Source organism: Microbacterium sp. PAMC22086, from assembly GCF_019443525.1.
Classification (GTDB): domain Bacteria; phylum Actinomycetota; class Actinomycetes; order Actinomycetales; family Microbacteriaceae; genus Microbacterium; species Microbacterium maritypicum.
The window spans coordinates 238,005-263,852 of sequence record NZ_CP080380.1 but is presented as its reverse complement, the minus strand read 5'-3'; the positions used below and the strand labels follow the sequence as shown (position 1 = coordinate 263,852).

General features: G+C 67.9%; 22 protein-coding genes, 4 pseudogenes and 1 other annotated feature. Of the genes and pseudogenes, 11 read left to right on the top strand and 15 right to left on the bottom strand.

The genetic code is table 11. The annotated features are described in order from the left end of the window. Nucleotides 1-63 precede the first annotated feature (63 nt). The gene (locus KY497_RS16860) at nt 64-5,514 is read left to right on the top strand and encodes a PKD domain-containing protein (protein WP_219869625.1); all 5,451 of its coding nucleotides are present in this window, start codon (nt 64-66) and stop codon (nt 5,512-5,514) included. 67 nt (nt 5,515-5,581) lie between these two features. Here the strand turns inward: KY497_RS16860 and KY497_RS01290 are convergent, their stop codons facing one another. Both KY497_RS01290 and KY497_RS01285 read right to left on the bottom strand, forming a co-directional pair. Further along, a complete protein-coding gene (locus KY497_RS01290) occupies nt 5,582-6,517 on the bottom strand; it encodes a glycosyltransferase family 2 protein (RefSeq protein WP_219869624.1) in 936 nt (311 codons plus the stop codon). A 4-nt stretch (nt 6,518-6,521) separates the two neighbouring features. Next, complete coding sequence (locus tag KY497_RS01285) at nt 6,522-8,048, bottom strand: sugar transferase (RefSeq protein ID WP_219869623.1); 1,527 nt, start codon at nt 8,046-8,048, stop codon at nt 6,522-6,524. 539 nt (nt 8,049-8,587) lie between these two features. Here KY497_RS01285 and KY497_RS01280 point away from each other — a divergent pair. Further along, nucleotides 8,588-9,852 (top strand): IS3 family transposase gene (locus KY497_RS01280; protein WP_258185800.1). Its coding sequence is split into 2 segments (ribosomal slippage): nt 8,588-8,891 and nt 8,891-9,852, totalling 1,266 coding nucleotides; the frame shifts between segments, so codons are not numbered across the junction. Next, nucleotides 8,887-9,021, top strand: a sequence feature (AL1L pseudoknot). (Overlaps the previous gene by 135 nt.) 28 nt (nt 9,853-9,880) lie before the next feature. Here the strand turns inward: KY497_RS01280 and KY497_RS16515 are convergent. From KY497_RS16515 to KY497_RS01265, 5 genes and pseudogenes are all read right to left on the bottom strand, one after another. Next, on the bottom strand, nt 9,881-10,078 hold the full coding sequence (locus KY497_RS16515) for a hypothetical protein (protein WP_258185799.1): 198 nt from the start codon (nt 10,076-10,078) through the stop codon (nt 9,881-9,883). Further along, nucleotides 10,075-10,248 carry a hypothetical protein gene (locus KY497_RS16510; protein WP_258185798.1) on the bottom strand — a complete coding sequence of 58 codons (174 nt, stop codon included), beginning with the start codon at nt 10,246-10,248 and terminating at the stop codon, nt 10,075-10,077. Before KY497_RS16510 ends, KY497_RS16515 begins: the two co-directional genes overlap by 4 nt. A gap of 58 nt (nt 10,249-10,306) precedes the next feature. After that, nucleotides 10,307-10,405 (bottom strand): annotated as a pseudogene (locus KY497_RS16930) (hypothetical protein); the annotation flags it as partial. A gap of 444 nt (nt 10,406-10,849) precedes the next feature. Beyond that, nucleotides 10,850-11,920, bottom strand: coding sequence for a hypothetical protein (locus KY497_RS01270; protein WP_219869621.1), 1,071 nt, complete (start codon nt 11,918-11,920; stop codon nt 10,850-10,852). 379 nt (nt 11,921-12,299) lie between these two features. Next, nucleotides 12,300-13,437: pseudogene (locus KY497_RS01265) on the bottom strand (IS3 family transposase). Nucleotides 13,438-13,483: 46 nt separating this feature from the next. On the opposite strand from KY497_RS01265, the pseudogene KY497_RS01260 reads away from it, so the two are divergent. From KY497_RS01260 to KY497_RS16925, 3 genes and pseudogenes are all read left to right on the top strand, one after another. Then, a pseudogene (locus tag KY497_RS01260) lies at nt 13,484-13,954 on the top strand (IS3 family transposase); the annotation flags it as partial. A 69-nt stretch (nt 13,955-14,023) separates the two neighbouring features. Further along, nucleotides 14,024-14,431, top strand: a complete 408-nt coding sequence (locus KY497_RS01255; RefSeq protein WP_229661512.1) for a DUF488 domain-containing protein — start codon at nt 14,024-14,026, stop codon at nt 14,429-14,431. A gap of 129 nt (nt 14,432-14,560) precedes the next feature. After that, the gene (locus tag KY497_RS16925) at nt 14,561-14,959 is read left to right on the top strand and encodes a serine dehydratase beta chain (protein WP_218682956.1); all 399 of its coding nucleotides are present in this window, start codon (nt 14,561-14,563) and stop codon (nt 14,957-14,959) included. A 267-nt stretch (nt 14,960-15,226) separates the two neighbouring features. Here KY497_RS16925 and KY497_RS01245 read toward each other — a convergent pair. The 4 genes and pseudogenes from KY497_RS01245 to KY497_RS01230 form a co-directional block, all read right to left on the bottom strand. Next, a pseudogene (locus KY497_RS01245) lies at nt 15,227-15,403 on the bottom strand (ATP-binding protein); the annotation flags it as partial. A gap of 186 nt (nt 15,404-15,589) precedes the next feature. Continuing rightward, a complete protein-coding gene (locus KY497_RS01240; protein WP_375140937.1) occupies nt 15,590-15,769 on the bottom strand; it encodes a three-helix bundle dimerization domain-containing protein in 180 nt (59 codons plus the stop codon). A gap of 41 nt (nt 15,770-15,810) precedes the next feature. After that, nucleotides 15,811-16,227 (bottom strand): arsenate reductase ArsC, encoded by a 417-nt coding sequence (locus tag KY497_RS01235; RefSeq protein WP_219869619.1) that lies wholly within the window; start codon nt 16,225-16,227, stop codon nt 15,811-15,813. 49 nt (nt 16,228-16,276) lie between these two features. Next, nucleotides 16,277-17,167: a metalloregulator ArsR/SmtB family transcription factor gene (locus tag KY497_RS01230; protein ID WP_219869618.1), complete on the bottom strand. Its 891-nt coding sequence runs from the start codon at nt 17,165-17,167 to the stop codon at nt 16,277-16,279. 68 nt (nt 17,168-17,235) lie between these two features. Here KY497_RS01230 and chrA point away from each other — a divergent pair, with 68 nt between their 5' ends. Continuing rightward, on the top strand, nt 17,236-18,444 hold the full coding sequence (gene chrA / locus KY497_RS01225; protein WP_219869617.1) for a chromate efflux transporter: 1,209 nt from the start codon (nt 17,236-17,238) through the stop codon (nt 18,442-18,444). Nucleotides 18,445-18,480: 36 nt separating this feature from the next. Here the strand turns inward: chrA and KY497_RS01220 are convergent, their stop codons facing one another. Beyond that, nucleotides 18,481-19,071, bottom strand: a complete 591-nt coding sequence (locus KY497_RS01220) for a hypothetical protein (protein ID WP_218682953.1) — start codon at nt 19,069-19,071, stop codon at nt 18,481-18,483. Between the two features lie 362 nt (nt 19,072-19,433). Here KY497_RS01220 and KY497_RS01215 point away from each other — a divergent pair, with 362 nt between their 5' ends. From KY497_RS01215 to KY497_RS01200, 4 genes are all read left to right on the top strand, one after another. After that, the gene (locus tag KY497_RS01215; RefSeq protein ID WP_258185797.1) at nt 19,434-20,033 is read left to right on the top strand and encodes a low temperature requirement protein A; all 600 of its coding nucleotides are present in this window, start codon (nt 19,434-19,436) and stop codon (nt 20,031-20,033) included. A 75-nt stretch (nt 20,034-20,108) separates the two neighbouring features. Then, nucleotides 20,109-21,065: a 3,4-dioxygenase subunit beta gene (locus KY497_RS01210; protein WP_141387546.1), complete on the top strand. Its 957-nt coding sequence runs from the start codon at nt 20,109-20,111 to the stop codon at nt 21,063-21,065. A 201-nt stretch (nt 21,066-21,266) separates the two neighbouring features. Further along, on the top strand, nt 21,267-21,551 hold the full coding sequence (locus tag KY497_RS01205; protein WP_127481762.1) for a hypothetical protein: 285 nt from the start codon (nt 21,267-21,269) through the stop codon (nt 21,549-21,551). Between the two features lie 93 nt (nt 21,552-21,644). Further along, entirely contained in the window at nt 21,645-22,817 is a 1,173-nt protein-coding gene (locus KY497_RS01200; RefSeq protein WP_219869616.1) for an acyl-CoA desaturase, read from the top strand. Nucleotides 22,818-22,903: 86 nt separating this feature from the next. On the opposite strand, the gene KY497_RS01195 is transcribed toward KY497_RS01200, so the two are convergent. From KY497_RS01195 to KY497_RS01185, 3 genes are all read right to left on the bottom strand, one after another. Next, the gene (locus tag KY497_RS01195) at nt 22,904-24,295 is read right to left on the bottom strand and encodes a hypothetical protein (protein WP_055869715.1); all 1,392 of its coding nucleotides are present in this window, start codon (nt 24,293-24,295) and stop codon (nt 22,904-22,906) included. Between the two features lie 214 nt (nt 24,296-24,509). After that, nucleotides 24,510-25,034, bottom strand: coding sequence for a hypothetical protein (locus KY497_RS01190; protein WP_258185796.1), 525 nt, complete (start codon nt 25,032-25,034; stop codon nt 24,510-24,512). 49 nt (nt 25,035-25,083) lie between these two features. Further along, a complete protein-coding gene (locus KY497_RS01185) occupies nt 25,084-25,389 on the bottom strand; it encodes a hypothetical protein (RefSeq protein ID WP_046746757.1) in 306 nt (101 codons plus the stop codon). A gap of 133 nt (nt 25,390-25,522) precedes the next feature. On the opposite strand from KY497_RS01185, the gene KY497_RS01180 reads away from it, so the two are divergent. Then, entirely contained in the window at nt 25,523-25,786 is a 264-nt protein-coding gene (locus KY497_RS01180) for a hypothetical protein (protein WP_218867944.1), read from the top strand. Nucleotides 25,787-25,848 lie beyond the last annotated feature (62 nt).

Sequence of the window (25,848 nt, the reverse complement as noted above, 5' to 3'; positions counted from 1 at the left end):
TTGGGGGACGCGAGGGAATCCATCATTCGCCGATATTTCGGCATGTGCCTATGGGGAGGCGCCATGCGAGTCCAGCGACTCGATGCAATCGAACGCGATGAAGAATCGCGCGCACGACCGTTCCGCCGCGTCGCGATGGGAGTCGTCGCCGTTCTGGTGACCGCGCTCCTCGGCGCCGCCATCACCGCACCGGCCGCTCAGGCGGACACGGTGCCCACCGATCCCGCCCTGCCGGCGACCGTGAGCGCCGACCCGCTCCCGACGACGCAGATCAACGGCATCGTCTGGGCGCAGGCCGTCGGCGGCAACAAGGTGTACGCGGGTGGCCAGTTCACGAGCGCGCGCCCCGCCGGCGCCGCTGCCGGGACGAACGAGACGCCGCGATCCAACCTGCTGGCCTACGACCTCGCCACCGGTGTGCTCGACGCCTCGTTCAACCCGCAGGTGAACGGCCGCGTCCTCGCGGCCGCGGTCTCGCCCGACGGCTCGCGGCTCTACATCGGCGGCGGATTCACCGCTGTCGACGGTCAGAACCGCTACCGGCTCGCGGCGTTCAACACGGCCACCGGACAGCTCATCGCCAACTGGACCCCCGGGACCAACACGATCGTTCAGGGCATCGTCGCCACCGACACGACCGTGTACGTCACCGGCGAGTTCTCGAACGTCAACAACACCGCCCGCACCGGAGTGGCCGCGCTGAGCGCCTCCACCGGCGCGGTGCTCGACTTCAACCCCGTGCTCGCCGGAGGCTACGGCGTCCGCTCGGTGGTCGTCTCGCCCGACAAGTCCAAGGTCGTCATCGCCGGGTCGTTCACCTCGACCAACGGCTCGACGAACCCCGGGCGCGGCATGGCCGCCCTCGACGCCACCACCGGCGCGAGCCTCCCGTGGGCGATCAACAGCGTGATCCGCAACGGCGGCACCGGCGCGTCCATCTACTCGCTCGCCTCCGACGGCGACAGCGTCTACGGCAGCGGCTATGACTTCGGCGGCTCGAAGACCGAGGACGACTTCGAGGGCTCGTTCCGCGCCAACTGGAGCGACGGCTCGATGGTGTGGATGGAGGACTGCCACGGCGACACCTACTCGGTGTACCCGACCGGCGGCGTGCTGTACACCGCCGCCCACTCGCACTACTGCGGCAACATCGGGGAGTTCCCGCAGCTCGACCCGTGGAACTTCAACTTCTCGCTCGCGTTCGACAAGAACCCGTCGGACCGCACGCTCACTCCGGACCCCTACGGCTACCGCAGCTTCACCGGCAACCCCGCCGCGCGCCTGCTGCACTGGTACCCGACGTGGCAGCCGGGAACGGTGTCCGGCATGAGCCAGGCCGCGTGGTCGGTCACCGGCGGCGGCGACTACCTCGTCTACGGCGGGGAGTTCACCGCGGTCAGCGGCGCCGCCCAGCAGGGCCTCGTCCGCTTCGCGAAGCCGAACGCCGCGCCGAACAAGGTCGGCCCGACCATCAAGGGCGGCGCCTACCCGATCAGCACGCAGTCCTTCCGCGCCGGGCAGGCGCGCGTGGCATGGTCGGCGAACTACGACGCCGACAACGCGCGGCTGACGTACGAGGTCTTCCGCCGCGACGTGGCGCAGCCCGTGTACACGACGACTGCGGACTCCACCTACTGGGTCCGCCCGCGCCTCACCTACTCGGACACCGCCGTGACCGCGGGGCAGACCTACGAGTACCGCGTGAAGGTCACCGACCCGAACGGCAACTCGACCACGTCGGACTGGACGTCGGTCAAGATCGCCGACGCGGGCACGTCGAACGCCTACAACGAGGCCATCCTCGCCTCGCAGCCGAAGTACTACTGGCCGCTGAACGAGGCGTCCGGCACTTCGGCGATCGACTGGGTGGCCGGCAATGACCTCGCGCTCGCCGGCGGCACCACCCGCGGCCAGGCGGGTCAGGCCGTCGGTCAGACCTCGTCGTCCACGGCCTTCAACGGCAGCAACGGAACGTCGTCCAGCTCGGTCGCCGAGGTCGGACCCAACGAGTTCTCGGTCGAGGCCTGGTTCCAGACCACGAGCACCAGCGGCGGCAAGATCGTCGGCTTCGGCAACAACGCCACGGGACTCTCCGGCAGCTACGACCGCCACATCTACCTGAGCAACACCGGTCAGGTCACGTTCGGCGTGTACCCCGGTTCCGCCAGGACCATCACCAGCAACGCCGGGTTCAACGACGGCAACTGGCACCAGGTTGTCGCCACGATGAACGGGTCGGGGATGGTGCTGTACGTCGACGGCGTGCGCATCGGCACCCGCAACGACACCACGACCGGCCAGAGCTACTCCGGCTACTGGAGGGTCGGCGGCGACTCGCAGGGCGGCTGGCCGTCGGCGGGGTCGTCGAACTACCTCAACGGTCGCATCGCGGACGTCGCGGTCTACGACTCCGCGCTCACCCGTGACGCGGTGGACGCGCACTGGGTCGCCTCCGGGCGCACGTCGTCGCTGCCTGCGGCTCCGGCCGACGCCTACGGCAAGTCCGTCTACGACCTCGACCCGACGCTCTACTGGCGCCTGGGAGAGACGAGCGGAACGGTCGCGAAGGACTCCGGCCGCGACGGGAGCAACGGCACCTACCAGACCAGCGGGTCCGCCAGCATCCAGCGCAATCAGGCCGGAGCTCTGTCCGGGGTGAGCAACCCGGCGATCCGCTTCACGTCGTCGAAGTTCCTCTCCAGCTGGAACAACCGCCAGACGGTGGTCAGCGCACAGCAGTACGCGTCGCCGAACACCTACTCGATCGAGACCTGGTTCAAGACCACCTCGACCGGGGGCGGAAAGCTGATCGGCTTCGGCAACAGCAACTCCAACAACGCCAACCCGAGCAGCAACTACGACCGGCACATCTACATGGATTCGTCCGGCCAGCTCAAGTTCGGCGTCTACAGCGGCGGCACGTACGTGCTCACCGCGCCGGGCACCTACCGTGACGGCCAGTGGCACCACGTCGTGGGTCAGCAGTCGGCGAGCGGCATGCAGCTCTTCGTGGACGGTGCTCAGGTCGCTTCCAACACGCTGGCGACCGCCGACAACTACGCCGGGTACTGGCGTGTGGGCGGTGACACGACCTGGGAGGGCGACCCGTTCTGGGTCGGGACGATCGATGAGGCGGCCGTGTACTCGCAGCCGCTGACCTCGAGCCAGGTGCTGCAGCACTTCCAGCTGGGCAAGACGGGGCAGCTGAACCAGCTCCCGACGGCGCAGTTCACGTCGGCTCCGACCGACCTCTCCGTCGCGTTCGACGCGTCGACGTCGAGTGACCCCGAAGGTCCGATCGCCCAGTACTCCTGGGAGTTCGGCGACGGGCACACCGGCACCGGCGCGACTCCGACCCACGTCTACGACGCGGCGGGCACCTACACCGTGACCCTCACGGTGAAGGACGCCGGCGGACTCACCTCCACCGTCAGCCACGACGTCATCGCCCGCGACCCGAATGCGCTGCCGACGGCCGCCTTCACGGAGACCGTGCAGTTCCTCTCCGTGGCGTTCGACGGCTCGACCAGCTCCGACAGCGACGGCACGATCGCCGCCTACTCGTGGAACTTCGGCGACGGCGCCACCGCGACCGGGGCCACGGCCACCCACGCGTACGCCGCGTCGGGCACCTACGAGGTGTCGCTGACGGTGACCGACGACCGCGGAGGTTCCTCGACCACGACGAAGTCGATCGCGGTGGAGGCGCAGAACGCGCCGCCCAAGGCCGTCGCCAACGTTCTCCGCGGCGCCGACGGCATGTCGATCGCGGTCGACGGCAGCGGATCCACGGACGCCGACGGCACCGTGGTCGCCTACGCCTGGGACTTCGGCGACGGAGCGACGGCGACCGGTGCCACGGCGAACCACACCTACGCGACCCCGGGGACCTACACGGTCACGCTGAAGGTCACGGATGACGACGGTGCGACGCATCAGACGACGGCCTCGGTCGCCGTCACCCCGGCGGCCACCGAAGACGTGATCGCCAGGGACGCGTTCGAACGGACCGCATCCTCCGCCTGGGGCTCCGCCGAGGTCGGCGGCTCATGGACGACGTCCGGGGGCGCCGCGGCCTTCTCGGTCGCCGACGGCGTCGGAAAGATCTCGCTCGCTCCGGCGGCCACGCGGGAGGCGCGCCTGTCGGGCGTGTCGAGCACCAAGACGATCACCTCCGTGACGATCGCCTCGAGCAGCGCCACCAACGGCGGTGCCTTCAACCTGACGGTCAACGGCCGCCAGGTCGGCAACGACGTGTACTCCGGACGCGTCAAGATCGAAGCGAACGGCGCCATCCGCCTCTACCTGCTCCGCAACGAGACGGCGATCGGCAACAGCGTCGTGATCCCCGGCACCTACGCCGCCGGCGAGAAGCTCTCGGTCCTGCTGGGCGTCCAGGGCACCTCGCCGACCACGCTCTCGCTGAAGGTCTGGCGGACGGGAACCACGGAGCCGGCGAGCCCGCAGCTGCAGGCGACGGATACCACAGCCGCGCTGCAGGCAGCCGGATCGGTGGGCATCAAGGCCGCGATCAGCTCGGTCTCGACCGTCTCGTCGGTCATCTCGGTGGACGACTACAAGGTCGTCACCGGGGCCGTGGTGGCACCGCCGAACCAGGCGCCGACCGCTGCGTTCGTCTCCACGACGAACGGACTCACGGCGAACGTCGACGGCAGCGGCTCGAGCGACTCGGACGGGACGATCACGGGCTACGCCTGGACGTTCGGCGACGGCGCGACGGCATCGGGGGCGACCGCGTCGCACGCCTACGCGGCCTCGGGGACGTACAACGTCACGCTGACCGTGACCGACGACGACGGGGCGCTCCACTCCGTGACGAACCCGGTGACCGTGACCGCACCCGTGGTCACGCCGCCGGACCCTGCGGGGCCGACGCCCCTCGCCACCGATGAGTTCGACCGCACGACCACCGGTGGGTGGGGTGCTGCCGACCTCGGCGGAGCCTGGGCGCTGTCCGGTGGCAACGCCGCATTCAGCACGGCCGGCGGGAAGGGCGTCGTGACGCTCGCACCGTCGCAGACGCGAGAGGCACGCCTGGGTGTCTCGGGGACGAGCACCGTGCTCGACGCGACGTTCTCGTCTGACGTCGCCTCCGTCGGCGGGACAGCGAGCATCACGCTCCACGGGCGCACGGTCGGCACGTCGACGTACTCCGCGCGGGTGCGCCTCGAGCCGGCCGGGGTGATCCGCCTCTACATCCTGCGAGACGAGACGGCGATCGGCAACAGCTACGTCCTGCCCACGACCTACACGCCGGGTCAGGTGCTCCACGCGCGCCTGTCCGTCGCCGGGACCAACCCCACGACCCTCGCCGCCAAGGTGTGGGTGGAGGGGCAGACGGAGCCCGCCGGCTGGCAGCTCCAGGGCACCGACACCACCGCCGCCATGCAGGCCGCAGGAGGCGTGGGCATCAAGACGTCGATCAGCTCGGCATCGACCAACGCCGCCACCAAGCTCTCGTTCGAGCGCTTCGCGGTGGTGGTCCCCCAGTAGGGGACCGACGAGAAGGGGGCGGGGCCGTCACGGCCCCGCCCCCTTCTGCGTCACCGCGCCGAGGAGGTCACGTCCGCGCGTACTCCGGGGTGATGCGTCCGACGGCTCCGAGGATGCGGCCCTGCGCGAACCAGGTACGGCGGCGCAGAACGGCCTCTTCCGCGGTCCTGCCGCGCCAGCGCGCCACGAGACCCCGGCAGGAGAAGACGACCAGACGCACGATGCCGCCCACCAGATGTATGGCGCGCAGGGCGAGCTGCCGTACGAGCGAGCCGTCACGCGTCAGCAGGCGCGTGCGCATCTGCCCCTGGGAAATCGTCCGCCGTCGGACGAACTCGCGCGTGGTCCGCTCCACAGGGACCTCGTCGCGCACCACGGAGTCGGCGGACGCGACGATCGACGCGCCGGCCGCGAGGACCGAACGACCGAAGAGCATGTCCTCTCCGCCGGCCAGACCGAGACTCGTGTCGAAGCGGATCCCGAGGCGCGCGACCTGCGACGCGTCGATGAGCACATTGCCGGTCGCCAGCGCATCGAGCCGCTGTCCGGTGCGGCGGCGTCGCCGCCTCATGAAGCCTCCGGCGACGACCCAGGGGTCCGTGCCTTCCGGCCACACGTACTCGACGTAGCCCATCACCACCGCGGGATGACCCGTGTCTTCCCACACGTCCACCAGGGCGTCCAGCCAGCCGGGCTGGGGGAGGACGTCGTCGTCGACCATCGCCACGAGTTCGCCGTCGGAGGCCGCGTCGAGCGCGGCCTGGCGTGCGGCGGCGATGCCCGGTGTGCTCTCGGCGACGTAGTCGACGCCCAGTTCGGCGGCGGACGTCTCTGCCGAGCGCTCGGGGTCGTTGTCGACCAGTGCGATGCGCATGTGCTGTCCGCTCTCGCCGGCTCCCGCGCGGATGGCGGCGACCAGGGCCGGCAGGAGCTCGGTGCGGCGGAAGGTCGTGACGGCGACGAGGATGGACCGATCCTCGCCCCGAGGCGACGCATTGCTCATGGAATCAGTATGCCCCGCTGGGCTGCACCATGACCTTGGCCGTGCGCCACATGATCTGCAGGTCGTTCATGACGGACCAGTTCTCGACGTAGCGCAGGTCGAGGCGCACACTCTCGTCCCACGAGAGGTCGCTGCGTCCGGAGACCTGCCACAGGCCGGTGATCCCGGGCTTGATGTAGAGGCGGCGGAACACGGTGCCGTCATACGCGGTGACTTCGCTCGGCAGCGGCGGTCGAGGACCGACCACGCTCATATCGCCGATGAGCACGTTCCAGAACTGCGGCAGCTCGTCGAGTGAGAGCTTGCGCAGCACCTTGCCGACACGGGTGACGCGAGGGTCGTCCTTCATCTTGAAGAGGAGACCTGCGCCCTCGTTCTGCTCCTTGAGCATGGCGAGCTGCTTCTCGGCGTCGGTCTTCATCGAACGGAACTTGACCATCTTGAAGCGGCGGCCGTCACGGCCGACGCGCTCCTGGAAGAAGAAGACGGGACCGGGCGAGTCCATCTTGATGAGCAGCGCGAGGACAGGCGCCAGCAGGCCGATCGGGATCAGCGCGAGCGTGGCGACGGCGACGTCCAGTGCCCGCTTCAGCAGGTGCTGCCCGCCTTCGTAGGTCGGGATCTGCACCTGGATCAGCGGCAGGCCCTCGACGGGCGCGAAGGAGATGCGCGGACCCGCGACGTCGGTGAGTCGGCTGGAGAGCACGAGCTCGGCAGCGGTTCCCTCGAGCTGCCAGCTCAGCTGCTTGACGAACTCCGGCTCGCCTTCGGGGCGGCTCGCCACGATGATCGTGTCGGCGCCGACCTCGGCCGCGATCGACGACACGGAGTTCACGTTCCCCAGAACCGGGAACCTCGTGTCGTCGATCACGATGTCGCGGGCATTGCCGTCGAGGAGCGTCGCGCCGACCACCTGGTAGCCGGAAGCGCCGATCGGGTGCAGCGTCCGGACCACGTACTCCACGTCGTCCCTGTTGCCGACGACGAGAGTACGGGAGGCGAACCTCCCCTGGGAGCGCTGCGTCTGCAGCCAATGCCGCCACATCCACCGGGTCACCAGAAGTGTCAGCACACCGAGAGGCAGCCCCAGCAGCAGCATCAGTTGCATCGACTTCCATGCGAGCAGCACCGCCACGATGGCGATGATCCCGAAGGCGAGTCCGCTGGCGTGCACGACGCCGCGGTACTCGGTGGCGCTCGCGCGGAACAACGCGGCGTCCCGCGTGTGCAGCGCGCTGAGCATGAGGTACCACAGCGCGGCGAGGGGGATGCCGTCGCGGAGGACCTCGAACCCGCTGACGCCGGTGGCCAGCTGGACCGCCGCCGTCAGACCGACGGCGAACAGGATGACAGCCGCATCCGTGGTCCGCAGCCGCATCCGATAGCGGCGCTCCCACTGACGGCGCCGTTCCAAGGTCGCCGAAGCGCGCGGTGTGACCACCGTGCGCGTCACCGACTTGGTGGCTCGCGGAGCGGCGACCGGCACGAACGCCGTACGAGTGATGCTCAGGGCATCCTCGACGGAAGTCATGCCGAGGCCCCTTGAGCCGTGAATGTACGCAGATATCCCCAGTGCGACATTTTTGTGATTCCCCAGATTCCCCAGACCATGAACCCCACGTTCACGGCGTCGTCTGCGTCCCGACCCCTCGGGTCCTGCTGAAACCCTTCGTGATTCCCACATCACGGAGTGCGTTCTCATCGTCCCAAACGATGATCGCTGACAGCAGGCACTGCAGACCTTGACCACTGTAGCGGAACATCGTCGCCACGGGAAGGTAAATCTGATGAATGGACGAAAGAAGGTTGCGAGGAGCTCTTGAGCCGGGGCTATTCTGTCGCGGTGACCGTGTGCCGCCCTTCGGAGTGGCTTCGGGCGGTCGAGTTCGCGCTTGCATTGCCCTCCGTCGAGGCCCTCAGACGCCGTCTGCGTGTGGCGGGTGCGCCGACCGTACTCAAGGCGTCGCGCGAGTGGGCGTCTGCAGCGGACCGCCGCACGGGCCGTGACGTGGCCATTGAAGCGCCCTGGGTCTGATGGAGACTCCTGACCTTGGAAACGAGGATGGAGTTATGCCCAAAGAACTGGCGAATGGGAAGCCGACAACGCGTCGCTACTCGAGCGAGGAGAAGGCCGCCGCAGTGCGGATGGTGAGAACGCTGCGCGCTGAGCTCGGCGTCACGCAAGGGACCGTGCAGCGCGTCGCGACGCAACTCGGCTACGGGGTCGAGTCCGTGCGGACGTGGGTGAGGCAGGCCGACGTCGATGACGGTGTCGCCCCCGGCGTGAGCAGCGCCGAGGCGCAGCGGGTGCGAGAGCTCGAGCAAGAGAATCGGGAGCTTCGCCGGGCCAACGAGGTGCTCAAGCGAGCCGCGTCTTTCTTCGGGGCGGAGCTCGACCGCCACTACCGGAAGTAGTCGCGTTCATCGACGCGAACAAAGACGACGTCGTGGACTGCCGTCGCCTCGGAGTCGAGCTCATCTGCAGACTGTTGCAGGTGGCTCCGAGCAGCTACTACGCCGTCAAGATCCGCGCCCCCTCGGCTCGTGCCCTGCGGGACGAGGAGTTGGTGCCGCAGCTGGTCGAGATCTGGGAAGCCAACTATCGCGTTTACGGGGTCCGCAAACTCTGGAAAGCCGCCCGACGTGCGGGGATCACGATCGGCCGGGACCAGACCGCCAGGTTGATGCGGATCGCGGGGATCGAAGGCGCGAGGCGGTCGAAGCGGATCAAGACGACCAGGCCGGATCCTTCGTCGGCGCGGCACCCGGACCTCGTGAAACGGGAGTTCACCGCAACGGCGCCGAATCGGCTCTGGGTCACGGATCTGACATTCGTGCCGACCTGGGCCGGCGTCGCCTATGTGTGCTTCATCGTCGACGCGTTCTCCCGCATGATCGTGGGGTGGCGGGTCGCGCCGCACATGCGCACCGAGATGGTCCTCGACGCGATCGAGATGGCCCGCTGGTCCCGCGGCGCCCACCACGAGGATCTGCGGTGTCACAGCGACGCGGGCTCTCAATTCACGTCGATTCGCTACGGTGAACGCCTCGCAGAGATCGGCGCCACGCCCTCGATCGGAACCGTCGGCGACAGCTACGACAACGCCCTGGCCGAGACGGTGAACGGCTACTACAAGGCCGAACTCGTCCGAGGCCCCGCACGCCCCGAGCCGTGGAAGACCATCGAAGATCTCGAGCTCGCGACCCTCGGATGGGTGCACTGGCACAACACACAGCGCCTCCACGGCTACCTCGGCGACGTCCCACCCGCCGAGTTCGAGAACGCGTTCTATGCTGTCCACGGCGACCGCAACCTGCTGGTCGGAATCAAATAGCGCGAGTCTCCATCAGACCCAGGGCGCTTCAGTCGCCACCCTGAGCGGGGTCTTGCAGCACCCGGATCCGCGCCGCCAACACCGCGTCGTCTGTCGCCTTCGCGGCTCGCCGCCCGGCGGAGTCCAGCCAGGCGTAGAACGACGAGCGGGCGACCTCGACGACCTCACACAACCGCTTCACGCCGTAGGCGTCCTTGTGATCCTCAACAAACTGGAAGCGGTTCACCAGTTCGTATCCCCGGCGAAATACTTCGCCGCCTGACGGAGGATGTCCCGCTCCGTCTCGAGCTTGCGGGCCTCGGCCTGCAAGGCCGCGAGGTCGGCCTCCAACCGGAGGACCTTCGCCGCCTGCGACTCCGGTCGCCCCGTCGCCCCCCGGCGGCGACGCAGCGGCAACCGTGACCCCGGAGCCGAACTTGTCGACCCACTCTTTCAGCGCACCCCGAGAGATCCCGAGATCCCCGGCGATGCCCTTGAGCGTCGAACCCGGCGTGGACTCATACAAGTCCACCGCGCGCTGCCGGAACTCGTCCGTGTAGTTCTTCCTAGCCATCCCTTGGATTCTCGCTTCCCCAGCATCGTGCTGGAATCAGCGTGTCCAAGATCAGGGGTCAAGCGCCCTCCTCGTACACGGAGAGCCGATATGGCTCGACTTTAGCATTCTCCGCGTGCCCGTTTCAGAAAGCTGGGGCTATTGTCACCATCCTGCACCGCCGTTTTCAAATGCGCAAGGCATCTGCCCGACGAATTTTCTCGCCATGCTGGTCCGCGTACTTCGAGCCAGGAAGGGAATCTTATGGTCGCTCTTCACCGTCTTGAGACCCGGCGTCGCTGTGACACCAGGCGCTGTGACACCAGGCGCTGTGACACCAGAGGTCATCGAGATGGTGGCCTCTGGATCAGCGGGCGAAGCCGCGCGACCGGCGCGCGAGGAACGCCGTGACGGCACGATGACAATGGCTTGAGCCCCGCTGATCGGGGACCGGGTTGATGTCTGTCACCCGTTCCGCTGGACCTCGCCCGGCTCCTGCCGGTACGTGTAGGCGGCGGCCCGGACCGCCTCGTCGCTCTCCAGGCCCGCGCCCAGGGCTCCGCCGACCGTTGCCAGGGCGCTGGCCAGCACGGCCAGCTTGAAGTAGTCGCCGACTTGAACCGCGTGTCCGAGGTTCTCCTCCAGCAAATGTGCAGGCACCAGCAGTGGGGTGATCAGGAGTGCGAGGAGCAGGAGCGCTGTGTACAGGAAGGTCACACCCAGCACGACCGTTCCCGTCGTGGCCAGGTTGAATAGGGTGACGTGCTTCCCACCCGCCGGATTCGAACCGCGCTCCCAAAGGCCCGCTCCGAGGATCAGCGAGGCCGTGATCGCTGCGACGGCGCCCATTCCGATAGCCGTCAACATGGTCCAGCTGAGCGCGTCGCCCAGTTGCCAGATGTCGAATGTGATCATCGCGAAGACTCCGGCCGCCAGAGCGGCGGTCAGAGCCTTGGAGAGTCCAATGGCAAGTCGCCACGGCTGATTGGCCCGGATCATTCCGACCAGGAGTCGCACGTTCCCTTTCAGGACCCTCGCCGTGAACATGACGCTGCCGTCTCCCCCTTCCTGCTTACTCCCGAGCTCGCCAGCGCGGCGCCGGAGGGCGGCCTGCGAGCCAGCGGACCCGTGATCCTCGGCCTCCCCGAGCAAGGTGCGCACGAGACCGACGACTGCGCCACTGGCGCGTCGACGCAGTCCCACCGCCCCGAGCGCCGGCAGGCATACGACAGCCACTCCGTGCACCGGGCTGGCATGGGCGACCACCGGCCGGCGACGAACGCTGAGCGGCAAGTCGGTGAGGCAGACGACGAGGTCCCAGGCCTCCACCAGGAGCCGCTCCCGCGCCGCGCCGACGAGGACAGCGTCGTCAGCAGGTGGGTGGACGAGGGCATCGACCACCGTTGGCACCCGCCATCGGACGGTGGGCATCAGTACACTCAGCTCTGCGCGCAGGTCCTCAGCGAGATCAGCCGCGACTTGGGCGGCCACACCCGGAGCCGAGATGAGTCCGATCACCACCTCACCGGCACTCACAGGCAGCCGGTCGGGTTGCAGGAATGGGTCCGAACAGTGTGCGTCATACACACAAGTGTGGGGTCGCCCGCGGAGTAGTGCAAGAAGCATCCGTCAGGTGTGCACCGCGATCCCAGGTCAGTGGCCGAGCGAGCTGGCTCGGCAGCGTCGACATGGTGTTGGTGAGCGAGTTCTTCATCGTGATCGCGCCGTAGTCGGCCAACGCGGTCCTGTTCTTCGGAATCTCCGTGTGTCGGTAGCCCGGGCCTTGGCCCTTGATCGTGGACACGGTGTCGGTTCGGTTATGCCGCTTCCGCGAGCGTAGCGGAGCGTGCGGCTTCGTAGGCGTTCGGGCTGATGTTGCCGATCGCGGAGTGGTGAATCGGCCTGACTTTCGTTCCTATCGGGAGCCTTGTCCGACAGGTGCCGGATTGGCTGATTCCTGGTCAGCGTAATACGCCTGTTCGACCTCGGCGGGTGTTCGCATGTCGAGCTCGCCGTGGAGGCGGGAGTTGTTCCACCACCACACCCATTCGAGGGTCGCGAGCTCGACCTGCTCGACGGTGCGCCAGGGCCCGCGCTAGCGGATCAGTTCGGTCTTGTAGAGGTTGTTCACGGCCTCGGCCATCGCGTTATCAAAGCTGTCGCCGACGGTCCCGGTTGAGGGGACAGCGCCGAGTTCGACGATCCTCTCGGTGTAGACCATCGCGGTGTAGTTCGACCCGTGGTCCGCGTGATGGATGAGTCCGTCGAGGCGCCCACCGGCGTTCCAGGCGGCCATGTCCAGGGCCTGCATCGGCAGGATCTCGGAGCGCAGCGTCGCCGCAACGTTCCAGCCGACGATGCGGCGGGAGTAGACATCGGTGACGAATGCGACGTAGGCGAACCCGGACCAGGTGGCGACGTAGGTGACGTCGCAGACTTGCGGACACCGCGAACCCCGGCGAGGCGCATGAGGCGTTCGGTCTGGTCGCGACCGATGTCCCAGCCTTGCCGTCGCATGAGGGCGTGCATCTTCCGGCGCCCGTAGACGCCGTAGTTCTCCGCATGCAGCCGGGCGATCTCGGGCACGAGCAGATCATCCTGCAGCTGCCGCGCGGACGGCGCGCGGCCCACCGCGGCGCGATAGCCGCGTGAGGTGAAGAATCCTCTCACCGCCGGTCGCAGGACCTGGCAGATGAGCTCGACCCCGAAACGATCCCGGTGTTCGTTGACGAACCGGATCATCTCGTCGAGGGGTGGTCGAGCTCCTTCGCGAAAAAGATGCTCGCAGCCCTGAGGATCTCGTTCGCACTCCGCAACTCCGAGACCTCCTTCTGCAGCCGCTTGATCTCCGCCGCCGCATCCGTCGTCAACCCGGGCTTCACGCCCGCGTCGACCTCGAAGCGGCGCTGCCAGAGGCGCAGTGTCTCCGGGCTCATCCCGAGCAGCCCGGCGACGTGACGGACCGCGCTCATCATGTTCGGGTGCGACGGTCGCGTCTCCGCGAGCATCCGCAACGCCCGCTCACGCATCTCCGGCGAATACTTCCTGTTCATCGTGTTCCATCCTTGCTTGAAGAACGGAACGAAAGTCAGGCCGATTCACAAGACCGCCGAGGGCAAGCTCTACCTCTGCGCTGTCAAAGACGCGTTCAGCGGCCGGATCGTGGGCTACTCGATCGACTCGAGGATGAAAGCGTCTCTCGCGGTCCGCGCTGTCCGCAACGCCGCCCGGATGCGCGGAAACGTGAACGGCTGCATCGTCCATTCGGACAGAGGATCGCAATTTCGAAGCAGGAAGCTGCGTCGAGAACTCACCGCGCATAACCTCGTCGGATCGATGGGCAGGGTAGCTTCTTGCGGCGACAACGCGGCAATGGAATCGTTCTTCAGCCTGCTGCAGAAGAACGTCCTGAACCGGCGCTCCTGGGCCACTCGCGAGGAACTACGCATCGCGATCGTGACTTGGATTGAGCGGACCTACCACCGGCGACGTCGACAGGTCCGCCTGGGTCGATTGACGCCGGTCGAGTTCGAGACCATCATGAACGAAGAACTGGCCCTCGCGGCCTGACCAGAACAGTCACCTGTTCCTGCATCAGACCCGAGGACGGACTTCGGCGGGAGAAGGAGGGGGAGGGACGTGTCGGAACAGGGGGGACCCGAAGAGGTTGACCAGGCCGTGGAGCGGCCGCAGGTCCGGGTGCGCAGGATCTACGAGGACCCCGACCCCGCTGACGGGGACCGTGTCCTGGTGGACCGTCTGTGGCCGCGCGGCATGAGCAAGGTGCGCGCCCATCTGGACGAGTGGTGCAAACAGGTCGCCCCCTCACCCGAGTTGCGTCGGTGGTACGCCCACGATCCGGCGAAGTACCCGGAGTTCCGCCGCCGCTACCTGGAGGAGCTCCGTGGTCCCGACCATGCCGACGCGCTCGCGGACCTGCGGCAACGGGCAGCAGCCGGTCCCCTCACGCTGCTCACCGCCGCGAAACGCTCCGACATCTCCGAGGCCACCGTGTTGAAGGAACTCCTGGACCCCCACGCATCCTGATCCGCCGGAGCCCCATTCCTCACGGCCGCGTCAAGGACCCGGGCCCCGTGCGCCCTGATCCGCTCTGCACGGCTGCGCCGCCCCCACCGCCCCCGTCACTGAGTCCCGGGGAGGGACACAATGGTGGCCATGGATCTGCATCCCGCGCCCCTCCACCGGCAGACCCCTGAGCACCACGGTGCCGACCAACCCACCCCGGCCGCCCTCGTCGCGGGTCAGGTCGCAGCCGCGGACGCGCCGCACCCCCTGTCGGTCTTCGACCTCTTCCGCATCGGCATCGGTCCCTCCTCCTCCCACGCGGTGGGCCCCATGCGGGCGGGTCTGGCCTTCGCAGCCGAACTCGCCGACCTGGGTTCTCCCCACATCCACCGGCTGACCGTGGACCTGCTGGGTTCCCTGGGCGCCACCGGACGCGGGCACAACACCGACAGGGCGGTGCTGCTGGGGCTCGTGGGCCACGACCCGGCCACCGTGGCCACAGCCGTGGTCGAGTCGATCCTCCCCGAGATCTCCCGTGCCAGCGCGTGAGGTGATCTTCTCCGAGAACGACCGCGACACGATCAGCTGCTCCTTCTTCCCGGTGCGGTCCTCCTCCGCGGTGATGGATGGGATGCCGCGCAGCTCGAGCGCGATTCTCATCACGACGACATTGAACGCCTTGCGGATCTGAACAGGATCCGCGGCCGCCAGGTCCGCGATCGTCGTTATCCCCATGGCGACGAGACGGCGTTCGAGGCGGCTCGCGATTGTGGATCTGATCGCTAGTTGGCGGTTTTCTGTGATCGCTTGGTGGCGTTAGTTGCCGATGACGAGGATGCTGGCGGCCGCTTCGATGACGTCGTCGGTGATGGTCTCGAGTTGGTTGATTTTGAGCACCCGTGTGATTTGAGGGAAGAGGCGTTCGAGAAGCCGGAAGCTCACGGCCGCCGACCGTGACGGGCTCGGTGGTGATGCGTCGGTTAGCCACGAAGGGATCATCAATTCGCAGGATCTCATCGAGGATCGCGTTGAACTCCCGATCGGACACTCCGGAGCGCAGCCGGGCTTGCACGTGCGAGTGGTCGGCGAGGTAGGTCAGAATCACGCCCGTGCAGAGGGCGATCGACCCCAGGTCGCCACCCGTCCAGTTGCGCAGGATCGAGACGATCTCTTCGTCGGTCAGCTCGCGGCCGTGAGCCGGTCGCGGGCGAACTTCTCCGCGACTGTGGGTAGGTGGGTGGTGACGGCGGCGGTGCGGGCCAGGGCGGTGTAGGACTCGAACACGACCCGCTCGACGGTCTCCTCGTTAACCGTCCCGGTGAACTGGTGTGCGAGCCGTTCGGCGGCGCGGTGCAGCACCAACTCCGGCGAGAGGAGCCCGTCCTGGCCGCGATGCGCGTTCAGGACGCCCGCCCGGCGGGGAGCAGCTCGGCGATCAGGGTCTCGACGCGGGCGCGGATCTCGTCGCGGATGGGCCGGACCGCGTCGATGCCCTGACCTGCGGGGTCGTCGAGTTCCCAGTCCTCGTAACGCTTGCCGGGGAAGATCGGGCAGGCGTCGCCGCAGCCCATCGTGATCACGACGTCGGACTCGTGGACGGCGTCGACGGTGAGCAGCTTCGGGGTGCCGCCGGCGATGTCGATGCCCTCTTCGGCCATCGCGTCGACGGCGACCGGATTGATCTGGTCCTTCGGTGCGGACCCCGCCGAGAGCACCTCGACCCGATCTCCGGCGAGGGACTGCAGGTAGCCGGCGGCCATCTGCGAGCGGCCGGCGTTATGGACGCAGACGAACAGGACGGTGGGCTTCTCACTCATGACGGGTCTCGCTTCCTCTCACCAGAAAGCATAGACCATCATCTATGGATTACGTGACGGATGCGCCAATGAGTTCGGCAAGCAGACCGCGGACGCGCTGGTCGATGTCGTCGCGGATCTCACGGATCACGCTGAGCGGCTTGCCGACCGGGTCGTCGAGATCCCAGTCGAGGTAGCGGCGTCCGGGATAGACCGGGCAGGCGTCGCCGCAGCCCATCGTGACCACGACGTCCGCCGCCTTGACGGTCTCGTCGGTGAGTGGCTTGGGGAACTCGTTGCCGAGGGTGATGCCGATCTCGTCCAACGCGGTCACGATCGCCGAGCGGACCTCGGCCGCAGGGGCGGACCCGGCGGTGCGGACCGTGACCTTGTCGCCGGCGAGCTGGCGAAGGATGCCCGCGGCCAGCTGGGAGCGGCCGGCGTTCTGGACGCAGACGAACAACACCGACGGCGTCCCGCTCAAGTTGCCCTCGGTGCGGTGCAGGGCGTCCAGCCGGGATGCCGCGAATGCCGCGGCGCGAGAGGCCAGCAGCGGGGCGCCGGCGGCGGCGAGCAGGTTCCGGGAGTCGGCGAGGAACCGGGCGACCGTCTCGCGACTGAAGACGCCCCGATAACGGGCGGCGAGGTCGTCAGCCACCCGCCCCCAATCCGGCTCCTCCGCGGCGAAGGCCGGGGTGCCGACCAGCGCGGTGACGCGGTCGGCTTCGTCCGGGTTGATCGAGTACCAGACCCGGCGCCCCTCCGGCTGCCGGATCACGAGGCCCTCGGCGTGCAGCGCCGCCATGTGGTGGCTGACCGTGGGCTGACGCAACCCGAGCTGCTCCGCCAGTCGGCCGACCAAAGCGCGCCCGCCCTCGGCGTCCCGGATGAGCTGGACGAGCCGGGCACGGGTGGGATCGGCAAGCACGCTCAGCGCCGTCGCCTCCACCACCTGATTCATAGACGCGAGTCTATCTTAGATAGGGTGTGAGACGCCCGCCGGGCCCCTACTCAGGAACAGGAGCAGTCATGACGCAGGCATCGACGGTCACGGCCCGCAGCACGGTGCGGGAGGTGTTCCTGGTGTTCCTGAAGCTCGGGACCACCTCGTTCGGCGGCCCGGTCGCGCACCTGGGCTATTTCCGCACAGAGTTCGTGGAACGCCGCAAGTGGATGGACGACCGCGAATACGCCGACCTGGTCGCGCTGTCACAGTTCCTGCCCGGCCCCGCCTCCAGCCAGGTCGGGTTCGGCGTCGGGCTGCTGCGCGCCGGCGGATGGGGCGCGATCGCCGCGTTCGTCGGCTTCACGCTGCCGTCCGCGGCGCTGATGGTCGCCTTCGCCTATGGCGCGTCCTGGTTCGCCGGCCCGATCGGCGAAGGTCTGCTTACGGGGCTGAAGATCGTCGCCGTCGCGATCGTTGCCCAAGCGGTCTGGGGCATGGCGAGAACCCTCACCCCCGACCGGCCCCGCGCCGGCATCGCCGTGATCGCCCTGCTCACCACCATGCTGATGGTCGGATCGGTCGGGCAGATCGCCGCAATCCTCATCGGCGCGCTCGGTGGACTGATCTTCTGCCGCGCCGCCGTGGAAGACCGGCCCGACATGCTCCACTTCCCGGTCCGACGTGCCGCGGGCATCACCAGCCTGGCCGTGTTTGCCGCGCTGCTGATCGGCACCCCGATCATCGCTGCAGCGACCGGTCTGGGCGGTGTGGCGTTGTTCGACGCGTTCTATCGCGCGGGCGCACTGGTGTTCGGCGGCGGACACGTGGTGCTCCCGCTGCTGCAGGCAGGGGTCGTCGACCCGGGATGGGTCACCAACGCCCAGTTCCTCGCCGGATACGGCGTCGCCCAAGCCGTCCCCGGCCCGCTGTTCACCTTCGCCGGATACCTCGGCGCGATCGCCGACACCGGCCCCGGCGGAATCTGGGGCGCACTCATCGCCCTCATCGCAGTGTTCCTGCCCGGCTTCCTGCTGCTGCTCGGAGTGCTGCCGTTCTGGAACACCTTCCGCCGACACGCTTGGGCGCAAGCCGTCATGCGCGGCGCAAGCGCAGCCGTTGTCGGCATCCTCGCCGCCGCGCTCTACTCACCCGTGTTCACAACCGCCGTCACCGACGCCGGATCGTTCTGTCTCGCCGTGATCTGCTTCGTGCTCCTGGTGTCCTGGAAGTTGCCTCCCTGGGTCGTGGTGCTCGTCGGTGCCGCTGGCGGCGTCCTGATCGGTCTGCTGTAGAGCCTCTCGCGGCGGCTACCCGGATATTGTCCAGGCTCACATTCGCATCGCGGGGTATTGCGCGTAGGCGGATGCGGCGACGAGCTGCCAGCGCGCCGCGACGTTCGGTGACATGCCGGTGAGGTCGCAGAGCGGGCCAACGGGCATCGTCGCGGCGAGGTTGAGGAGTGCTGCGCCGCGCAGTCCGACGACGCGGCAGGTGAGATTCTGCAGGTCGGCGGCGAAGCGGCTGGCGTGGACGTGTGCGCCGGCGCGTAGTTTCGAGGGGAACAGCCAGGTCGATGCCGTGTCCCATCGCCGTGGTGCTGCGAGCTGCAGCCTGATCAGCGCCGGCAACGGCGGTGGCAGTTGGACAGGGGTGAGTCCGAGTCGGAGACGCATCTGGTCGCCGTCATCGATGATGCTGGCGGTGGTGAGCGCGGCGATCGTTGTGGTGGGTCTGCCGGTGATCCCGGCGATCAGCCCGCAGATGCGGGTCCGCAGCCGGATCGTCTCGTCGGTGGCGAACCGGCGCATCCATGCCCGGTAGGTGTCGATCGGGTAGGCGGTGTAGGGGTCGGCGTAGGGGGAAGGGACCGGATGGATGCGATCGGCCGCGCCGCTCTGCGACGCCCAGCGCAGGAACACGGCGAGCGGTTCGAAGTTGCGCGGGTGTCGGTCGAGGTCAGCCCCTTGTCGTCAAGATCCGTCAGGTAGCCGACGGCCACACCCGTGTACTCCGCTACGGCGTAGAGCACCCGAACGGGCACCTCCGCGCCTCCCGCGCCCGTGCGCAACTGCGACCAATCCTCCACAGTCAGATCGATCTCTCGTTCCGCCGCGAGGTCGATCAGGACGGCGACATCGAACTGCGGCCCAGCTGTTCGCGGTGAGGACTCCAGCAGCCGGAGACGTCGTCCCAGCTCGGCTGGATCCGTGCCGATGGTGGGTTCCAGCCCCTCGTCGTCGGCCGCGGCGTACTTGGACGTGAGACGGGCGATTTCGAGCGGGTGCACGCCCAGTGCGCGGGCGAGTGGCATCCACACCACATCACCGAGCGCTACGGGCTGTTCACGCTCATCGTGCTCGGAGAGAGCCTGCTCGCCTCCGCCAACGCGATCATCGACGCCCTCGACAAGGTCGAGAGCCTCGGGCCGCTGATCGCCATCTCGGTGCTCACCCTCGTGGTCACGGCGTCGCTGTGGTGGATCTACTTCTGGCCGCCGCACCAGCGCGCCATCACGAGCTTCGGACGCTCGCTCCGCTACGGCTACACGCACTACTTCGTGTTCGGGGCGGCCGCCGCCTTCTCCGCCGGGATCGAAGTGGAGCTCGACGTCCTGACCGGGAAGAGCCACCTGTCGAGCATCGCGGCATCACTCACCGTCACGATCCCGATCGCGATCTTCCTCCTCGCCGTCTGGTGGATCGCCATCCGTGAGAACGCCGACCGTGTCGTGAACACGGTGGTGCCCTCAGGTGCGGTGCTGGTGCTGCTCGATCCGGTCCTGCCGATCCCGGTCACGCTCACCGCCCTGGTGCTCGTCGGCATCGTGGTCGTGCTGGTGCTCCGTCCCCCGGTCGCGTCCTCGCGCATAGACAAGGCATAGATCGGGCAAAGTCTCCTGATCGGAAGCTCCGCGACGCTGAGGACACGCAACAGTCCGTCGAGGAGGAGACAGATCATGAGTATTCCGGAACCCACCCAGACCCCCGATGGTCCCGCGTACGAGGGGCGCCTGCTCGATCGACGCGATGAGGAGATCGTCGATCAGGGGGCCGCCTTCGATATCCGCACGCTGGTGACCAGGCGCGGTGTGCTCGGACTCGCGGGTGTGGGTCTGGGCGCCGTCGTGCTCGCGGCCTGCGCGCCGCCGGCGTCGGTCGGGTCGGCGAGCCCGACGCCCACGGCCACGTCGGGGGCCTCGGCGGGCGATGCCGCGAGCGTCGGCGAGATCCCCGACGAGACGGCAGGGCCCTACCCGGGAGACGGATCGAACGGTCCCGATGTGCTCGAGGACTCGGGGATCGTCCGCCAGGACATCCGCTCGTCGATCGACGGCGGTGCGACCGCCGAAGGTGTTCCGCTCACGTTCGCGTTGCAGGTGATCGATCTCGCGAATGGGGGAGTCCCCTTCCCCGGCGTCGCGGTGTACGCGTGGCACTGCACGGCGCAGGGCGAGTACTCGATGTACTCCTCCGGGCTGGAGGATGTCACCTACCTGCGCGGTGTGCAGGTCGCCGATGCCGATGGCAGAGTGTCGTTCACCTCGGTGTTCCCCGGGTGCTACTCGGGGCGCTGGCCGCACATCCACTTCGAGGTGTACCCGGATGTGGGCTCGATCACCGACTCGAGCGCGGCCATCGCGACGTCGCAACTGGCCCTTCCCGAGGCGGCGTGCGCGGCCGTCTACGCAGAGGCTGCGTATGACGGCTCCGCGAGGAATCTCTCGCAGATCACGCTCGCGAGCGACAACGTCTTCGGTGACGACTCCGGTGTCCTGCAGGTGGCCGCCGTCACCGGAAGCGTGCAGGACGGATACTCGGCCACGCTCGTGGTCGGCGTCGACACGGCGACCACCCCGGCTGCGGGCGGGGGCCAGGGCGGGTCGGGCGGCGGGAGTCAGCCGCCGTCGAGCTGAGCCGAATCCGTGGATTGGGGGCCGGGTGGGCCGGTCTGCTATGCTTATGGAGCAGCGTGTGTGCATCGCCCCTCTCGGCCGCCACGTCGCCACTGATCAGGGCCATTACGGACCGCGCACATCGATGCGTGCGGAATCCGCCCTCGGTCTCACATCTTGCGGAGCGCCACGCGTGTCCGCCACACAGCAATGAGCATGACCATGAGCACCACCACCTTTCCCCCGTCCGATCCGTTGACCTGGAAGCAGGCCGACACCGACGTGCACGTCGCGACGCGCGGCGGCGAGTTCGCCGGCTTCGTCGAGTTCGACGGCAGCGCGCACCTGGTGCGCGACAACCACGGCGCCGAGCTCGGCGTCTTCGACTCGCTCGATGACGCCTTCCGTGCGCTCGAAGACGCGAACCAGCCTTCCCGAGGTGGGCCCGTCTTTCCGTCGATGCTGCCTCGGGCCTGGCGTCGCCGCACCCGCCGCGCCCGCGCCTGAAATCCGCGATTCACGCACAACGAGCGTGGTCCGTCAAGGGGTGCGGATGTATTCCCGAAGGCGCATGTGGGCGGGGCTACTGTGAGGTAAGCGTTGGGCATCTGCCTTGGGCTTCCACAGCTCGAGGGCTCCGAACGTCAGGAGAAGATCATCTCCATCACGCAGGTCGAACCGACCGCGGCAACGCTGGGCCCGATTCGTCAGACTTACTCCGGCAATGCGGACTTCCCGCCCATGGCCCAGGCGTACAAGCAGGTGTCGCAGGTGGTCAAGGAGACCGGCCTGCTTCAGCGTACCCAGTGGTTCTACATCTTCGTGGCCGCAGGCATCGCCGTGGCCCTCGGCGGCCTCATCACCGGCTTCATCCTGCTCGGCGACAGCTGGTTCCAGCTGCTGATCGCTGCGGGGCTCGGCATCGTCCTGACGCAGATCGCGTTCCTCGGGCATGAGGCCGCGCACCGCCAGATCCTGAGCACGGGGCCTGCGAACTTCAAGCTCGCGCGCATCGTGATCGCCAGCATCGGCATGAGCTACTCGTGGTGGGACTCGAAGCACACCAAGCACCACGGAAACCCGAACCAGGTCGGCAAGGACCCCGACATCGAGGTCGACACGATCTCGTTCCTCGAGGAGGACGCCGCCAAGGCGAAGGGCCTGATCAAGCTGATCACCCGCAAGCAGGGTTGGCTCTTCTTCCCGCTCCTCACCCTCGAGGGGCTGAACCTCCACTTCCTCGGCCTGAAGTACCTCATGACGACGAAGAACGTCAAGGGACGCTGGACCGAGCTCAGCATCATCGCGCTCCGGTTCGCCCTCATCCTGGTGCCCGTGTTCATGATGCTCCCCCTCGGTATGGCTTTCGCCTTCATGGGGGTGCAGTTCGCGGTCTTCGGCGTCTACATGGGAGCCGCGTTCGCGCCGAACCACAAGGGGATGCCGATCATCGAGCCCGGCGCCCGTCTCGACTTCTTCACCAAGCAGGTGCGCACCTCCCGCAACATCAGCGGTGGATGGTGGACGACCTGGCTCATGGGCGGCCTCAACTACCAGGTGGAGCACCACCTCTTCCCGAGCATGCCGCGACCGCACCTCGCCAAGGCGCGGGAGATCGTACGCGACTACTGCGCGGCGAACGACGTGCCCTACACGGAGACCAGCCTCGGTCGGTCCTACATGATCGTCATCGAGTACCTGAACCGGGTCGGACTCTCCGCCGGAGCAGATCCCTTCGACTGCCCGGCAGTCGCGCAGTTCGGCCGGGGGTAGCCACCAGACATCACCGGGCCTGATCAGTCCGGGAACGACAGAGGCGCGAGCAGGAATCCCTGCTCGCGCCTCTGTCGTTCCCGGGTCTACTTGGAGGACTTCTTCTTGGTCTCCACCACGTCGATCGTGATCTTCTCGAGCGGGCGGTCGTCGTCGAGCTCGTCCTCGAGCACCTCGTCGCCGAGGAAGGTCTCCTCCGGCACCTCGTCGGCGATGACCGTTGCGGGCGCGGGCGCTGCGGGCGCGTCCGCTCCGGTGATCTCCGTGGGCAGCGAGTCGTCGGAGAAGATCCCGTCGGGACGGATCAGCTCGCGCACCTCGGCCATGAAGCTCGTCAGCTGCTGCTGCTGCCACCGCAGCTGACGGGTGCGGTCCTCGGCGTCGTGCAGCACCGCAGTGGTGTGGCCGGTGACCGAGTCGACGATCTTCTGGGCCTTGGCGCGAGCGCGCTCGAGCGTCTCACGAGCGCGGACCTGAGCTTCGGCCTCGATCGCCTGCGCCTGCGAGCGGGTCAGGCGCTCGTAGTCCTCGGCGCGTGCCGAGATGCGCTGGGCGTGCTCGAGCGATGCCGTGACCTGCTCGTTCGCGTCGTTGGTGATCCGCTCCGCGTGAGCGACGGCCTGGTTGTGCAGCACGAGGAACTCCTGCTGCGCGTCGTCCTGGCGGCGGGTGAGGGTCTCCTCGAACTCCAGCACACGGGCGTTCATGTCGCGCACATCGCGCTCGGCATCGGCACGCAGCTGGGTCGTCTCGCGGGTGACGAGCGAGCGCAGCGCGGCCGCGCCCTTCTCGGCTTCGGTACGGATCGCCGTGGCCTCCTGTGCGGCCTGGTTCACCTTCTCCGCGGCGTGCGCGGCTTCGCGCTCGATGCGTGCCTCGTGCGCCGTGTACTCGGTGTCCATCTTCAGGCGCACCTGATCGGCGTCACGCTGCGCCTGGGCGGTGATCCGCTCGGCGTCGGCCTCGGCCTCGGCGCGCTGCGCGGTCACTTCCTCACGGGCAGAGGTCATCAGACGGTCGGCCTGCACGGCCGCGTTCTGGATGAGCACGTTCGCCTGCTCCTCGGCGACCCGCAGGATCGCCTCGAACTGCTGGCGCGACGGAGCCTCTTCGCCGTCCGGCTGCGGAGCGTCGACGAGTTCGGAGGTGAGGGTGGCGACCTGCTGCTCGGCGTCGGACACCTTCGCGTTCGCGGCCGTCAGCTCGCTCTCGAGAGCTTCGCGAGCCTTGCGCTCTTCTTCCCGCACCGCCTCGACGGCTTCCTCTTCGCGGGCCTGGGCCTCGGCGACCTCTGCGGCGGCCTGCTTGAGCTGGTTGCGGAGAGTCGAGAGCGCCGCGTCGACCTCGGCCTTGTCGTAGCCGCGGAAGCCGACGGTGAACGCACCCTGCTGCTCGCGGGGCGCGGTCTCGATCAGCTGGTCGAAGAAGTCCGGCGAGCGCTCGCCGTCGCGGTCGGAGGTACCGGGAGATTCGCTCATGGGTTTCTTGCCTTTCTGGCGGGGCCACACCGGGAGCGGCGGCTCCATCCCGACAGTCGGGACAGTGTGGACCGGAGGAGGTCGTCAGGGCGCACGCCACCACCGTGACCCGGCGGAGGACCGGCGGGCAGGGCGCGCCCTACAGCCTAGTTGCGTCTGCGGTTTGTTGTGCGTTCGTGTTTCGCCTGCATCGGCTGAAGGCGCGTGACCCAGGTCAGGGGGCCTGCACCCAGCGGGCGTTCCGGTCGTCGATCGTCTCGCCGCGGACGTAGCGGATGGGCTTGCCCTCTGCGACCGTGACCTCGTGGGCCTCCGCCGCGGCGGCGACCCGTGCACGCAGCTCCGTCCAGAACTGAACGGTCTGGGGAAAACCGAAGTAGTCGCGGAAGGTCTCGATCTGCATCCGGGTGCCCTCGGTGACGGGACCGAGTCGGACGAGCGTGTCATCGGGTTCGACGAAGCGGATGCCGTAACCGCCGTCGCTGCGGATCACGTACTCCCGTTCCTTCCCCGCCATCGCGGAGGCGATGATCTCTCTCGCGCGCGGCTCTGGTGCGTGGATTACCAGAGTGGTGCCGAGTTCGCCGAGCGCCGTCTCGAGCTTCTCGTCCGCGAACTTCTTTCCTGCCTTGGTTCCGGTTGCAGAGGCACGGCGACCCATACGACTCCTGAGGATCGGGCCGCCGATGATCAGCGCGAGGATCGGCAGACCGAGCAGGAGATAGGGGGCGGCATCCACGGGCACAGCGTAGCCGGATCCGCGGCGGGTCCTGCGGAGGTACTCGGGGTCAGGCGGGGGAGATCAGATGATCGAGCACGAGTTCGCCCGACGCGTTGAGCGCCTGCATCATGTCGGCGATCAGTCGCGGATCGATCGCCGGAGGCTCGGCGGCGTCGTACCCGAACTGCAGCGGGATCGCCGGATGGATCCACACGGTGGCGCGTTTGTCGACCCCGCCGTTGACCGGGAGCCAGGTCATCATGAAGCTCTCCTGGCGGCGGAGCTTGGTCGAGATGACGATCTTGAGGTGCGCCAGAGTCGCGTCTTCGATGAGGATCGGATCCGAGGTCCCGTCGTAGCGGAGTCTGCCCATGTGATCACGGTACACCGGCGCACTGCCTCTTCTGCGGCCCATGCGCAACCCCCTCTGCGAGCCCGGATGTACTCGTTACCGTCTCAGCATGACGACAACGGAATGACAACGAGCGGAGGACAAGGTGCAGACGATGGCGCGCACGCGGATTGCGCTCAATGAATCAGAGTTCTTCCTGGCGCAGGGGGAGGATGCCGTCGAGCTGAGAGGTCGGATAGAGGAGGCAATCCAGACCGGAGGCGGGTTCGTCGAATTCTCGGTGGTGGGCAATCGCTCGGTCAGCGTGTTGATCTCCTCGGTCACACACGTCGTGATCTCGGTCGAGACGGTGGAATTCGACGCGCGGGACACCGGCGACAGTGCGGTGCCGTACGGCGGGGAGTACGACCTGCTGTGATCGCGGGCGGGATCACAGGGCGGAGCCCGGGCGGGCGACCGGTATCGGCGTAGGGTGGCGGC